Source organism: Paenibacillus sp. FSL M7-0420 (assembly GCF_038002345.1).
In the GTDB taxonomy this organism is placed as follows: domain Bacteria; phylum Bacillota; class Bacilli; order Paenibacillales; family Paenibacillaceae; genus Paenibacillus_AQ.
The window spans coordinates 4,649,588-4,662,379 of the sequence record NZ_JBBOCJ010000001.1; the positions used below are offsets into that span (position 1 = coordinate 4,649,588).

At 55.0% G+C, this 12,792-nt stretch carries 15 protein-coding genes; 3 read left to right on the top strand and 12 right to left on the bottom strand.

Translation table 11 applies throughout. The features are described from left to right. Window positions 1-10: 10 nt before the first annotated feature. From spoIIIAF to MKX51_RS20105, 7 genes are all read right to left on the bottom strand, one after another. A complete protein-coding gene (gene spoIIIAF, locus MKX51_RS20075) occupies window positions 11-814 on the bottom strand; it encodes a stage III sporulation protein AF (protein WP_340939485.1) in 804 nt (267 codons plus the stop codon). 24 nt (window positions 815-838) lie between these two features. Further along, window positions 839-2,170, bottom strand: coding sequence for a stage III sporulation protein AE (spoIIIAE, locus tag MKX51_RS20080; protein ID WP_340993584.1), 1,332 nt, complete (start codon window positions 2,168-2,170; stop codon window positions 839-841). Window positions 2,171-2,217: 47 nt separating this feature from the next. After that, the gene (gene spoIIIAD, locus MKX51_RS20085) at window positions 2,218-2,607 is read right to left on the bottom strand and encodes a stage III sporulation protein AD (protein ID WP_036698407.1); all 390 of its coding nucleotides are present in this window, start codon (window positions 2,605-2,607) and stop codon (window positions 2,218-2,220) included. A 9-nt stretch (window positions 2,608-2,616) separates the two neighbouring features. Continuing rightward, window positions 2,617-2,820: a stage III sporulation protein AC gene (gene spoIIIAC, locus MKX51_RS20090; protein ID WP_020426549.1), complete on the bottom strand. Its 204-nt coding sequence runs from the start codon at window positions 2,818-2,820 to the stop codon at window positions 2,617-2,619. Window positions 2,821-2,833: 13 nt separating this feature from the next. Next, window positions 2,834-3,352: a stage III sporulation protein SpoIIIAB gene (gene spoIIIAB, locus MKX51_RS20095; RefSeq protein WP_340993585.1), complete on the bottom strand. Its 519-nt coding sequence runs from the start codon at window positions 3,350-3,352 to the stop codon at window positions 2,834-2,836. Then, complete coding sequence (gene spoIIIAA, locus MKX51_RS20100; RefSeq protein WP_340993586.1) at window positions 3,345-4,352, bottom strand: stage III sporulation protein AA; 1,008 nt, start codon at window positions 4,350-4,352, stop codon at window positions 3,345-3,347. The genes spoIIIAB and spoIIIAA overlap by 8 nt, the downstream gene beginning before the upstream one ends. Window positions 4,353-4,434: 82 nt before the next feature. Then, window positions 4,435-4,698, bottom strand: a complete 264-nt coding sequence (locus MKX51_RS20105) for a YqhV family protein (RefSeq protein WP_425355101.1) — start codon at window positions 4,696-4,698, stop codon at window positions 4,435-4,437. 246 nt (window positions 4,699-4,944) lie between these two features. Between MKX51_RS20105 and MKX51_RS20110 the strand changes: the two genes are divergently transcribed. Continuing rightward, the gene (locus tag MKX51_RS20110) at window positions 4,945-5,811 is read left to right on the top strand and encodes a YitT family protein (RefSeq protein ID WP_340939481.1); all 867 of its coding nucleotides are present in this window, start codon (window positions 4,945-4,947) and stop codon (window positions 5,809-5,811) included. Between the two features lie 131 nt (window positions 5,812-5,942). Here MKX51_RS20110 and MKX51_RS20115 read toward each other — a convergent pair whose 3' ends face one another. The 4 genes from MKX51_RS20115 to MKX51_RS20130 form a co-directional block, all read right to left on the bottom strand. Next, window positions 5,943-7,196 carry an aspartate kinase gene (locus MKX51_RS20115; protein ID WP_340939480.1) on the bottom strand — a complete coding sequence of 418 codons (1,254 nt, stop codon included), beginning with the start codon at window positions 7,194-7,196 and terminating at the stop codon, window positions 5,943-5,945. A 721-nt stretch (window positions 7,197-7,917) separates the two neighbouring features. Next, window positions 7,918-8,475: an elongation factor P gene (gene efp, locus MKX51_RS20120; RefSeq protein WP_036731916.1), complete on the bottom strand. Its 558-nt coding sequence runs from the start codon at window positions 8,473-8,475 to the stop codon at window positions 7,918-7,920. Between the two features lie 45 nt (window positions 8,476-8,520). After that, window positions 8,521-9,591 (bottom strand): M24 family metallopeptidase, encoded by a 1,071-nt coding sequence (locus MKX51_RS20125; protein WP_340939479.1) that lies wholly within the window; start codon window positions 9,589-9,591, stop codon window positions 8,521-8,523. A 76-nt stretch (window positions 9,592-9,667) separates the two neighbouring features. Next, entirely contained in the window at window positions 9,668-10,159 is a 492-nt protein-coding gene (locus MKX51_RS20130; protein ID WP_340939478.1) for a YqhR family membrane protein, read from the bottom strand. A gap of 206 nt (window positions 10,160-10,365) precedes the next feature. On the opposite strand from MKX51_RS20130, the gene MKX51_RS20135 reads away from it, so the two are divergent. Both MKX51_RS20135 and MKX51_RS20140 read left to right on the top strand, forming a co-directional pair. After that, window positions 10,366-11,313 (top strand): DUF1385 domain-containing protein, encoded by a 948-nt coding sequence (locus MKX51_RS20135; RefSeq protein ID WP_445322073.1) that lies wholly within the window; start codon window positions 10,366-10,368, stop codon window positions 11,311-11,313. A gap of 7 nt (window positions 11,314-11,320) precedes the next feature. Further along, window positions 11,321-11,659: a hypothetical protein gene (locus MKX51_RS20140; protein WP_036731908.1), complete on the top strand. Its 339-nt coding sequence runs from the start codon at window positions 11,321-11,323 to the stop codon at window positions 11,657-11,659. 106 nt (window positions 11,660-11,765) lie between these two features. On the opposite strand, the gene MKX51_RS20145 is transcribed toward MKX51_RS20140, so the two are convergent. After that, window positions 11,766-12,746: a patatin-like phospholipase family protein gene (locus MKX51_RS20145; protein ID WP_340993588.1), complete on the bottom strand. Its 981-nt coding sequence runs from the start codon at window positions 12,744-12,746 to the stop codon at window positions 11,766-11,768. Window positions 12,747-12,792: the final 46 nt, after the last annotated feature.

Below are 12,792 nucleotides of genomic sequence, written 5' to 3' on the forward strand. Positions count from 1 at the left end.
CCTCCTTCAATTATGATTTCACGGTACCGCCCCCGCTGCTTTGCACCTTGATCAGAGCGGGGTCCAGGTTCCAGTTCTTCTCCAGCAGCTGGATAATTGTTCCGGCTTCTTCCGCCAGGGTCTCCTGCACTCCCTCTATGCCGCTCCCGGAAGAGGAGGAAGCCGGAGCCGAACCACCACCTGAGGAGGACGCTTCCTGCGCTTCACCATCCCCGCCGCTGCCTTCCAGACTGACCTGGACCGGTTCTACAGGGTTAATCTGTATCGGCCCGGCTGACGGGAGGGATGCTGTACCCTTGCCCGGGACAGCGCCTCCAGAGGCGCTCTGCTCCGGCGGAAGAGCTACCGTGACCGAGGAGATCAGCGGCACCTCCTCGCCCAGCGGCGCATTCGGATTCGGGCCCATGGCCAGGGCCACCGTCACCTTCACCCCGCCGAGCCCGGTGCTCCCGGCAATCTGGTCGCGCATCTGGCCGGCGATTTCCTCGGCAGCCAGCTTCAGGCTCTGGTCACGTGCTCCGGCGGCAAGCATCCGGCCGTCTGCCAGAATCTTGTCCAGCGAATCCGGTGCGCCCTCCGCCTTGTTCAGCAGCCCCCCGCTTCTCTCCTGCTGCTGCATCGCCACGGTCAGCTCCTTGCTGGCATCGCCCTTCAGCAGAGAGATTATCGGGCTGAGCATCGTTAGCAGAACCAGCAGACTGAGCACCAGCCTGGCATAGCGTTCCATGGATTTGCTGGGCAGCAGCATCTCCACGAATGCAGCCATCAGCACGACGAGAATCAGCTCATGGAGCCAACTGCTGAGCCAGGACATGGCGCACCTCCTTATCCTTTCGTTCTATCGCATCATCACGGTCACATTGCCCGCAGTCAGCATAATGGTTACAGCCAGGAAGAACATCAGCGAGACGGCGGCCAGCGCCGCGAAGACGTAAATCATGCTTTTGCCGATCGTCTGCAGGCAGGTCACAATCGGTGTCTCGCCCAGCGGCTGCATCACAGCGGCGGCCAGATTGTAGATCAGGGCGAGGATCAGTATTTTGATTGCCGGGAACGCGCACAGGAAGAGGATAATGATCACTCCCGACAGCCCGATGGCGTTCTTCACCAGCAGTGAGGCCGAGATGACCGTGTCCGTGGCATCCGCGAACATTTTACCGATCACCGGCACGAAATTTCCTGTTATATATTTGGCCGCGCGTATGGTCACTCCGTCTGTAACCGAGCTGGTAATCCCCCGGACGGAGATCACTCCTAGAAACACCGTCAGCAGCACCCCGAGCAGCCCGGCCCCGATATTGCGCAGCAGATTCGCCAGATGGGTCAGCTTGTATTTCTCCGACATGGCGCTCACCAGATGCAGCACCGCCGAGAAGAACAGCAGCGGGAAGACCAGCGTATGAATCAGCGTGCCTACGGTATGGATCATGAATACGATCAGCGGATGGGTCACCGACACCGTGACGATATTGCCCATGGAAGCCAGCAGCGCGAACAGCAGCGGAATCATAGCCATCATGAAGTCGATCATCCGGTCGATGGCATCCTTGGCATAGCCGATAGCGACATTGAAGCTGTTAACGGCGATGACCAGCACCACCATGTAGCAGAGCATATAAGCAATCCTGCTGACTGATTTCCGTTCAAAAGCGGTCTGCAGCGTCTCCAGAATCATGCTCAGCACACTGATCATCACAATCGTGACCAGCAGCTTGCCGTTGTAGAGTACCTCATGCCACATGAAGTTCATCAGGCCGGACAATACGCTTTTGAAGCTTAAGCCCTTATCTCCCGGCAGCAGCATATCCATCAAGGAAGGCGTCCGTCCCTCCGGGAAAAATCCACCGTAATCCTTCATCAGCTGGTCCCAGTAAGACTCGACTTTGTCTTTTGGCAGATGCTCCACCTGCCCTTTCACCCACTGGTCAACAGGAGACGTAGGGCCTCCGCTGCCGCCTGTAGCCGGGGACGAAGGAACCGGAGCCGTGCTTGCCGCACTTGCAGAACTTGTATCACTTGCGGCGCTTGCGGCGCTTGCGGCGCTTGCGGCGCTTGCGGCGCTTGCCGTGCTTGCACACAGCAGAAGCAGGTGGAGCACCAGCAGTAGAGCTGGCAGAAGCAGGAGCGCTTTCACCCCTTTTGGCGGCCGAAAAATATGATGCTCCTGCATTCCCCTCACCTCCGCTTTACTCCAACTTGTCCGGCATGTCCGCTGTATCAGGCTGGCAGCAGCTTCATGACCGTTTCAATAATAATGCTGATAATCGGAACAGCCAGCACCATGATCAGCACCTTGCCGGCCAGCTCAATCTTGGAAGCAATCGATTCCTGCCCGGCATCCCTCACGATCTGCGCCCCGAATTCCGCAATATAGGAGATGCCGATGATTTTGAACACGGTTTTGATGTGGATCATTTCCATCCCGGAGGACTCCGCCACCCGCTCCAGCGTACCTAGAATCGTTCCGATCTTGCCGATCAGGAACAGGAAGATCAGGATGCCGGCCGCCGTGGTCAGCAGGAAGGCGAATACCGGCTTTTGTTCCTTCAGGACGAGGATAAGGACCGTCGCCAAGATGCCAATTCCCACAATCTGAATGATTTCCATAACTTCAGCCTACTGAAAAAGAAAAATCGTTTTGATTTCCTGCAGCAGCCCATCCAGCATCCGGATGACCATGAACAGGACGATGATAAAGCCGACAATCGTTACCCAGTGGGCGATATCCTCTTTGCCCATCTGCTTAAGCACCGTATGGATCATGGCGATAATGATGCCGATGCCGGCAATCTGAAAGATCGCGTTGACTTCAATATTCATTCCTGGCACCTCGCTAAAAGATCAAAATGACGATCAATGCTCCAAGCAGCAGACCCAGGCTTTTACTCACCTTCTCGTACTTGCCCTGATCTTCTCTGGCCGCTGTCTCCTCCTGCTTCAATTGCTGTAAAGCCAGTGCAATATGCGTGCTCTGATTCGGCCGGTCACTGGTTCCGAGCGTGCAGCTTAGCTGCCGGATGATCTCCTTCTCCGTGCCCCGCAGCGATGCGCTGCTCCAGTGGGCTTCCATCGCCCGCCGGATGGCCTCTTCCGCACTGTAGTTATGCGGCGGGTTCATCTCCTCCGCCGCCGTAAGGAAAAAAGCTCTCAGCGGCTCCTTCGTCTGCATCCCGATCCGGCGCAGCGCCTCCGGCAGCGGCGTGTAGCCGTACTGGATCTCGGTCTCCAGCCGCTGGAGCGCGGCAATTAAGGCCCGGATATGCCTCGGCCGGTCGGCATACTGGGCCGCCTGCTTGAAGCCGGCCAGGGTTCCCGCCAGCACGATCAGTACCGCGCCAAGCAGCTTAAGCATGGCGGTCACCCCCTGGCACCGGCTGCTGCTCCGGCGAGACCAGCAGCAGCCCGCGCTTCTGGGCGTCCAGAATGCGGAAGGACAAGCCAGAGGCTCCGCGGTGCAGTATCACATACCGCTCGAACATCCGGTGCTCCAGCAGCCCGCCAAGTCCGGGCCGCCGGGCAAGCTCGGACACTTCCTTGCCGTGCGCGGAAGCGACCACCGAGATCCCGGCGTGCAGCGCCTCTGTCACTGCCTCTGCGTCCTCCATGCGGCCGATTTCATCGGCGATCAGCACATCGGGCGACAGGGAGCGGATCATCATCATCATGCCCTCCGCCTTGGGGCAGCCGTCCAGAATATCCGTGCGCGGCCCGACATCGAAGGCCGGAATTCCCCGGCGGCTGCCTGCGATCTCAGAGCGTTCGTCGACGATGCCGACCTTCAGCCCCGGCCGGCTGCCTTCCCGGCCGCCGCTTGCGCCAGCTGACAGCTGCCTGGCCAGATCTCGCAGCAGTGTGGTCTTGCCATGCTGCGGCGGGGACAGAATCAGCGTATGCATCACACGCTGCCGCCCCCGGTCCAGCAGATACGGCAGCACGCCGTCGGCGATGCCGTGCACCTCACGGGCAATCCGCACGTTGAAGCCGGTAATATCACGCAGATGCTCCACGCCGCCCCCGCTCAGCACCGTCCGGCCGCAGAGACCGATCCGGTGTCCGCCCGGAATCGTAATGAAGCCCTTGCGCAGCTCCTCTTCCATCGTATAGAGGGAATGATTGCTGATGAGGTCCAGCAGCCGGTGCGTATCCTCCCGGTCCGGCCGGTAAGCCTCGCCGGGAAGCTGGGTCAGGGTGCCGCCGGCACCGATGAAATGATACTTGCCGGAATAGTTGATCTCCAGCGGCCGTCCCTCACGGACGCGGATCTCCTCCACCTTGTCCAGGAGCGCAGCGGGGAGGCCGCCTAGCAGCGCTCTTACTTTTTCGGGAAACAACAGAAGCCAGTCATTTGTCATACCAGGTACCCCCAAGCTGTCCTCTACTAAATAGCTTTATTTCATATTTATGCTTGTACTTATGCTTTATGCCTATCATCTATCATTTCTTGAGAATCCCGAATAAGAGAATAGCCACCCCGCAGCCAATCCAGCCCAGCTTGCCCCAGGACAGCTGCTCTGCCATCCCTGTAAGGCCGACAGCCGTGGTCAGAATGAGGATTGTAGGGCCGACAAGCGCCAGTCCCGAATTGACAGCCAGCGCCTTATCCACCTGATTCAGCTTCAGCATAATCAAGGCCGCCGCAATCTCTACACTGCCGGACAGCAGCCGCAGGGCCGACATCCAGCTTACATACTTGTCCAAATATCCCAACTCCCTTTTTACAAATCTATGGGCCCGCCCGCCATTTCACTGCAAATCAAACAAGCTGTTATCCATGGATATGCGGAAGGGGGCGACTTTAGACAAGAAGAAATGGGGATACTAGCACAGATTTCAGGAGGTGTGAAAGATATCATAGTGCCGCACCCCATAAAAAAATATCATCGGTATGATAAAATTAATTTTGCCGTATCCAAAGATAACTGAGCAGAGAAGGGGATCATAGTCATGCAGGTTCGTAATTTCGTAGTACCGCTTGTATCAGGAACGATAACCAGACAGGTAAAAGAGGTAGCTATTATTATATTTTCAGCCTTCCTGGTAGCAGCCGGCCTGCGGCTATTCCTGATTCCGCACCAGCTCCTAAGCGGCGGGGTAGCCGGGACAGCTTCCATCATCGGGTATTTGACCCATCCAAAGTATATTTCGTTGTATTATTTCGCCATCAATCTGCCAATCCTGATCTGGGGCTTCGTCGCCGTGGGCAAAAAGTACATCTGCTACAGCATGCTGTCCGTCCTGTCCACTACCTGGTTCCTGACGGTGATTCCTGTAGTGAAGCTTACCAAGGACCCGATTCTGGCCAGTATCTTCGGCGGGGTGATTATTGCGGGAGGGGTGGGCTTCTCACTGCGGGCGGGCGGTTCTTCCGGGGGCTTCGACATTCTCGGCTCGATCATTACCCGCAAGCGGGATATTCCTATGGGCACCGTGCTGTTCGTCATGGACGGTCTGGTGATCTTAAGTCTCGGCTTCTTCAAAAGCTGGGATTCCGCGCTCTACGCGATGCTCTGTATCTTCGTCAAAAGCCGGGTGGTGGACATGATCCACATCCGCCATATCAAGCTGACCTGCTTCATCGTCACGAAGGAGCGCGAGAAAATGCTGAACCGGCTGACCAGTCTGCCGCACGGCATCACGGTTGTGAACGCCGAGGGCGGATACAGTCACGAAGGCAATACGATGCTGATGACCGTAACCACCCGCTATGAGCTGGCAGATCTGCGCAAAACGATTCTGGAGACCGATCCGAAATCCTTCGTTAACGTGCTGGAGACGGTAGAGATTATGGGCAGGTTCCGGCGGCTGAGCTAAGCAGGAGCAAGCTTGCTGCCACCCGCCGGAGCGTCAGGCAAGTAACATATTTTGCGGCAAAAGAAAAGAGTGCTGTTCTCCGCTTTTGCGGGTAACAGCACTCTTTTTAACTTAGGATTAAGACTCGATTCTTAGCGGCGGTCCTGCGGGCCTCCAACGAAGGCTTGCTCTTGTGTATCCAGGTTATAGGCGGTATGCAGCGCCTGGATGATCTGCTGCAGGTTGCCGGATTCAATCACACAGGATACCTTGATCTCGGAGGTGCTGACCATCTTGATGCTCACGCCTTCATTCGAGATCACCTCGAACATTTTGGCGGCAACCCCCGGGTGGCTGACCATTCCGGCGCCGACAATCGACACCTTGACCAGACTGTCCTCGGAAGTCACTTCACGGTAAGGCAATACGCTGTGCAGTTCCTCGATAACCTCCTTGGCCTTCACAAGATCTCCAAGCGCTACAGTGAAGGAGAAGTCAGCCGTCTTGTTCTGCACTCCGCTCTGCACGATAATATCAACATCCACACCTTCATCGGCCAGCTTGCCGAATACCTGGGCGAGTACCCCCGGCACATCAGGAACTCCCAGAATACTGATCCGGGCCACATTCTTGTCATACGCAATTCCGCTAACCACTACACCCTGCTCCATGCTTGCTTCCTCCTTCACCACCGTACCTTCATTATGGTTAAAGCTTGATCTGACGACCAGCTTCACTTGATATCGTTTGGCATATTCCACGGCACGCGGATGCAGCACTGCTGCCCCGAGATTCGCCAGCTCCAGCATCTCGTCATAGGAGATTTCCTTCAGCTTGCGCGCCGTCTTCACAATCCGCGGGTCAGTCGAGTAGATTCCGTCTACATCGGTGTAAATCTCGCAGACATCCGCCTTGATGGCTGCTGCCAGCGCAACCGCTGTCGTATCTGAGCCTCCGCGGCCCAGCGTAGTGATCTCGCCATCCAGTGTCATGCCCTGGAAGCCGGCTACAATCACAATCTGCTCCCGCTCCAGCGACTCCAGCACCCGGCGCGGAACAATCTCACTGATCCGTGCCCGGCCGTGGGTCTCATCGGTACGGAACCCGGCCTGCCAGCCTGTATAGGATACGGCATTCCGGCCGATCCCGTGAAGCGCGATCGACAGAAGCGCTACGGAGATCTGCTCCCCGGTAGTCATCAGCATATCCATCTCGCGTGCGGGGGGCTGACCGTTCAGCTGATTCGCCTGATCGATCAGATCATCTGTGGTATCTCCCATAGCGGAGACCACCACCACGCAGCGATGTCCTTCATCCTGCTTGGCTGCGATCCGCCCGGCGACCCGCTTCATACGTTCAATGTCGCCGACGGAGCTGCCCCCGAATTTCATGACATAAAGTGACAAAGTTCCATTCACTCCCTATTTCGCTCTATAGTAGCTTAAATTTTGGTTAATGCTTTAACACAGTATAATACGAAAATCATAACATGCGTTAATGGTTTCACAAAATAAAATGCCCATTTTTGATGAACCCGGCCATAACCCCGAACCTTCACGACCTAAATCAGGTGCACTAGTGCACCTCAATCGCTCGTCCAGCCCGCTCCGGCCCAATTCTGGTGCACTAGTGCACCTCATTCGCTCATCCAGCCCGCTTTGGCTCAATTCAAGTGCACTAGTGCACCTAATTCGCTCATCCAGCCCGCTCCGGCCCAATTCAGGTGCACTAGTGCACCTCATTCGCTCATCCAGCCCGCTTTAGCCCAATTCAGGGGCACTATTGCTCCTCATTACTCCCTTCACTCCACATTCTGCCCCACCTGAGACGTCCGCCAGAGGGATTTATCCCTTTTATTCCTAATGCGCCGACCGTTTTCTGCGAATCTGAGGGATTTATCCCTTTGATTTACCCTTCATGTCCACTTTTAGCTTAATCTGAGGGATTTATCCCTTTAATCCCTCCGTTCAGCTAACATTCCACTAAATCTGAGGGATTTATCCCTTTCATCCTTTTAATCCCCTTTCCCTTCACTTCTTCCCTCTCGCCCAGCCTGACACAGCAAAAAGACCTCCGCCGCATCAAGCGGGGAGGCCCTCAAGTTACATCTGAAATCCAAAAAGGCTCTTACGCGCGGGAGATATATTTACCTTCGCGGGTATCGACCAGGAGAACATCTCCTTCATTGATGAACAGCGGTACCTGGACCGTATGACCGGTCTCCAGAACAGCGGCTTTGGTTGCGCCTTGAGCCGTGTTGCCCTTCACGCCAGGTTCGGTCTCGGTAACCTTCAGCTCTACGCTGGTCGGCAGGTTGATCCCAAGAATTTCGCCCTGGTAGCTGACGATATTTACCGTCATGTTCTCTCTAAGGAAGTTAAGCTCCCATTCGAGCTGCTTGGCTGTCAATTCGAACTGGTCGTAAGTCTCGTTGTCCATGAACACATGCTCAGAGCCGCTTGCATACAGATACTGTACGCCACGGTTCTCGATGATGGCGCGGCCAATCGTTTCACCGGCACGGAACGTGCGTTCAACCGTATTGCCGTTACGCAGGTTCTTCAGCTTGGAGCGGACGAAGGCTGCGCCTTTACCCGGCTTCACGTGCTGGAAATCTAGGACGGTGAAGATGTCCCCTTCTACTTCTACGGTCAGGCCTGTCTTGAAATCGTTAACTGAAATCACAAAAAATCCCTCCTGGAATCCATAAATGAACTGAATAATAGTGTCTTACAGTACCAAATAATCCTTCGATGAATGTGTCAGCAGCGTGATGCCGCTCTCGGTAATGACAATATCATCTTCAATCCGTACGCCGCCAAGACCTGAGAGATAGATTCCCGGCTCCACAGTGACAACCATCCCCGGCTGGATGACTTCATCCGCCAGCTTGGACAAGCGCGGCCATTCATGTACTTCCATTCCGAGACCATGGCCTGTGCTGTGGCCGAAGTATTCACCATACCCGTAGCGGGTGATGATATCTCGGGCCAGGGCATCACATTCACGGCCGGTCATGCCGGGCTTGATATGCGCCAGCGTATGAAGCTGCGCTTCAAGCACAATATCGTAGATTTCCTTCAGCTTAGGGTCCGGTGATCCCAGAGCAATCGTACGGGTCACATCGGAACAGTAACCGTCCAGGAGCGCGCCGAAATCGAAGGTGACGAATTCGTTGTTCCCGATAACCTTGCTGCTCGCTACACCATGCGGCATAGCTGAACGCTCACCGGAAGCGACGATTGTATCGAACGAAGACGAAGTTGCACCATGCGTACGCATGTAGAATTCCATTTCCAGATCGACATCGCGTTCCGTCATGCCCGGCTTGATCACATTCAGGATATGACTGAATGTGGCGTCTGCCAGATCGGCAGCCCGCTGCATCACAGCCAGCTCTTCCTCGTCCTTGAACATGCGCAGGTTCTCAACAGCCTTAGATACCGGTACCATAGCTGCCGGGGCAAGAGCCTCCGCATAAGCGGTGTACGCACTGAAGGTCACATCATCCTGCTCGAAGCCGACACGGACTTGTCCGCCCTTCGGCAGCAGTTCCCGCACAGTGTCAATGAATTTCGAGTCATGCTGTACCACCTTGAGGCCATTCACCTGTTCCGAGGCCTGTGTCATATACCGGAAGTCCGTCAGCAGATAACTGTCATCACCGGTAACCAGTACAACCCCGGAGGAGCCGGTGAACCCACTCAAATAGCGGCGGTTATATCCGCTGGTAATTAACATCGCATCCAGTCCCAGTTCCTGCAGAACCTTACGCAGCTTGGAGACGCGCTTGTTGCCCATTTTCATTCTCCTCTCGAAATAGCCACATTGTATTTTACCATAGCGGCAGGCCAACTGAGAAGTTTTTTCGAAGGGCCTAGGCCAGCTTCGTCTGCTGTTCGCGTTTGCGTTCATCCGTATACTCGATTGCCGCCGTATATCCGATGAATAATCCCCATAGCAGGAAGAGACAGAATTCGCTGATCACCGTGATCCAAGGCAGCTTGAACGGCGGCTGGAGCAGGAATAAGCGCGAGCAGGCCAGGAACAGGACCGACCACCACAGCACCCCGTAGAACATCCCAGGCCAAGGTCCGTTAAGCTTCCGGAACACCAGCACATAGATTAAGGACGAGAGTACCGACAGAATGATAAAAAATAAATACCCGAGCAAATGCCCGGCAGGCGTCAGCAGAAATTCATGCTTGAAAAAGGGTTCCGCCAAAAATCCCGGAATGACCTTAGTGAAGTGCAGAACATACATCAGCCAGTGCAACCCTCCCCAGATTAAACCGGCGAAATAACCCAGTTCAATGGAGAAATAAAAAGGATTCGTCTGGACGCTTTTGTGCTTGCTTGAAGAACTCATAGAGCTCCCTCTCTTTCGGTATGGGGTTAATCCGGTTTCCACTCCGCTCTCTACAGCTAGTATGTACAGCTAACGGCAATCCAACTAGTAATGTGTTTAAAAATTAGTTACAATGTATTATATAAATCATATCAATATACGGGAAGGTGAATTGGTTGTCCCAGGAAACTCCCAGTTACGGCGGCCAAGCCGTCATCGAAGGCGTCATGTTCGGCGGCAAGCATATCAACGTAACAGCCGTAAGACGAAAGAATCAGGAGATTACATTTTTGGAGGTGCCGAAGAGCGATAAGAGCTGGGTCCTTAAACTGCGCAAGATTCCGCTGCTTCGCGGCATTGTCAGTATTATAGATTCCAGCGCCAAAGGCTCGAAGCATCTGAACTATTCGGCAGAATCCTATGCCGAGGATGAGACGGAGCCGGAAGAGCTTGCCAAGCAGCAAGCGAAGAACAAGAAGAAGGACGAAGGCTGGAGCCTCGGAATGATCTTCGGCGTAGCTATAATGGGGATTCTTTCTTTCCTGTTCGGCAAGCTGATTTTCACGCTGGTCCCGGTATTCGTAGAAGATTTTTTGTTCAAAAATGTATTTGACAACTATATTCTGCACAACCTTGTGGAAGGCGGCATCAAGCTGATTCTCCTGCTCGTCTATCTCTGGGCGATCTCGCAGACGCCAGTGATCAAGCGGCTCTTCCAATATCACGGAGCTGAGCACAAGGTCATCAGCGCCTTTGAAGCTGGTGAAGAGCTGACCGTAGCGAACGTACAGAAATACAGCCGTCTGCATTACCGCTGCGGAAGCAGCTTCATGATGCTGACGATTATCCTCGGTGTAATTATCTACTCGGTCGTCCCGTGGAATTCCCTGATGGAACGGGTACTGCAGCGTATCGTTCTTTTGCCGGTGGTCATCGGAATCTCGTTCGAGGTACTGAAGGGCACGAATGCGGTAAGAGATATTCCCGGCCTTAAGTATCTGGGGTACCCGGGCCTGTGGCTGCAGCTGCTGACTACCAAGGAACCGAAGGACGATATGGTAGAGGTGTCGATCGCTTCCTTCAACCGTATGCGGGAGCTGGACGCTGCAATTGAAGCAAAAGGATATTCGGAGGCAAGTGTGTCAGGCGGCATTTTGGATCCTGCGAAAGGATGATTAGCCAATGATCAGACATGCTTTGATATTTTGGATTACGACAGCTCTTGCCGTATGGGGCCTGATGGTAGATATTATGGCACGCGGCCTGATGGCCTTGTCCATCTTCATCTTACCCCTGATTCTGCTGGGACTGTTGTATTACGCCTACAAAGTGGCCCCCGGCAGAATGGGAGGCGGACCCGGTCGTCCGCGCACCAAGGTTAAGCCTTCAGCCAAAACGATGTCCAAGGTTGCCGGCATCCGCAAGACCACTGGCTCACCCGGTAAGCGCAAAAGCTATCCCTTCCAGGTCATCGAAGGCAGCAAGGGGAAGAATGATGATCAGCTGCCCAAATATCACTGAATACTGAATGTAACGAAGCAGAGCTGCAAAAGGCATCCCCACTTGAGGAAATCACGTGGGGATGCCTTTTTTCTGGAAAGATAAGAATTTATAGGTTTTGGTTTAGTTACCGCCTTGGAGCAGCGGGATGAAGGGTTGCCCTCCAGGTATAGGAAGGCGGTGCCGGACGATAGTTAGCAAAGAACTCTTCTCCGGCTGCGATGCCCGCCGTATACAAGGCGTCAGTCTGTGCCTGCGTGATATGAAACTCGGTGGTGGAGATGCCCAGCGTAGGGATTTTGACCGTACGAACGAATTTATCCGTCTCAATATACCGTTCATCATGCGCGGAGAGCATCGTCTCCACCATCGCCTCCAGCATGCTGAACGGCCCCGTAATATGATGCGGCTGCGGAGCCGTCTTCCCGATCAGCTGGTAGCCTATGGTTGGTGTTCTGCGCCCGGGGGACTGGAAGCCGTCCTTCTTCTCATCGAACAGCCAGAGCGGGAAATTACTCAGCACCCCGCCGTCCACCATATAGACCAGCTGCCCGCTGAACGGCTTCCCCCTTGCCGCCTCTCCGGCCAGCCGCAGGATCACCGGATCGAAGAAATACGGAATGCTGCAGCTCATCCGCACCGCCTTGGCGACTTCGAAGCTGTCAGGCTCTATCCCGTACAGCACCAGATCGTCGGGCAGCACCACAATCCGCCCGTTGGTGATGTCTGATGTAATTACCCGCAGCTTGCCGCGCGGCAGATCCCGGAATCTTACTACACCCTTATCCAGCAGCAGGCCGCGAATCCACGCTTCCAGCGCCTGGCCCGAGTACAGCCCCTTCTTGAGGAGCACGCGCAAGGCCGGTCCAATGTAGGCAGTATTGTATAACGCTCCCCGTTTCAGGAACGCGGTGAACGGCGTATGCCGGATAATCCGGCTCATGGCCTCCCCGCTGTACCCCGCTGCCAGCAGTGAGGCAATGATCGAACCGGAAGACGTCCCTGCCACCCTACCGAAGGTGCGGCCTGCGCGTTCCGTCGCCTCCACCGCACCTGCCAGGGCAATCCCTTTGACTCCCCCGCCTTCAAATACTGCGTTAATCTCCATACATGGCAAACCCCCGTTCCATAGAATGTATTGTTATCTATGAGCA

Coding starts and splice junctions, on each gene's coding strand:
- spoIIIAF (WP_340939485.1), bottom strand. CDS start 814: ATGTCCTGGCTCAGCAGTTGGCTCCATGAGCTGATTCTCGTCGTGCTG.
- spoIIIAE (WP_340993584.1), bottom strand. CDS start 2,170: ATGCAGGAGCATCATATTTTTCGGCCGCCAAAAGGGGTGAAAGCGCTC.
- spoIIIAD (WP_036698407.1), bottom strand. CDS start 2,607: ATGGAAATCATTCAGATTGTGGGAATTGGCATCTTGGCGACGGTCCTT.
- spoIIIAC (WP_020426549.1), bottom strand. CDS start 2,820: ATGAATATTGAAGTCAACGCGATCTTTCAGATTGCCGGCATCGGCATC.
- spoIIIAB (WP_340993585.1), bottom strand. CDS start 3,352: ATGCTTAAGCTGCTTGGCGCGGTACTGATCGTGCTGGCGGGAACCCTG.
- spoIIIAA (WP_340993586.1), bottom strand. CDS start 4,352: ATGACAAATGACTGGCTTCTGTTGTTTCCCGAAAAAGTAAGAGCGCTG.
- MKX51_RS20110 (WP_340939481.1), top strand. CDS start 4,945: ATGCAGGTTCGTAATTTCGTAGTACCGCTTGTATCAGGAACGATAACC.
- MKX51_RS20125 (WP_340939479.1), bottom strand. CDS start 9,591: ATGGGCAACAAGCGCGTCTCCAAGCTGCGTAAGGTTCTGCAGGAACTG.
- MKX51_RS20130 (WP_340939478.1), bottom strand. CDS start 10,159: ATGAGTTCTTCAAGCAAGCACAAAAGCGTCCAGACGAATCCTTTTTAT.
- MKX51_RS20135 (WP_445322073.1), top strand. CDS start 10,366: ATGTTCGGCGGCAAGCATATCAACGTAACAGCCGTAAGACGAAAGAAT.
- MKX51_RS20140 (WP_036731908.1), top strand. CDS start 11,321: ATGATCAGACATGCTTTGATATTTTGGATTACGACAGCTCTTGCCGTA.
- MKX51_RS20145 (WP_340993588.1), bottom strand. CDS start 12,746: ATGGAGATTAACGCAGTATTTGAAGGCGGGGGAGTCAAAGGGATTGCC.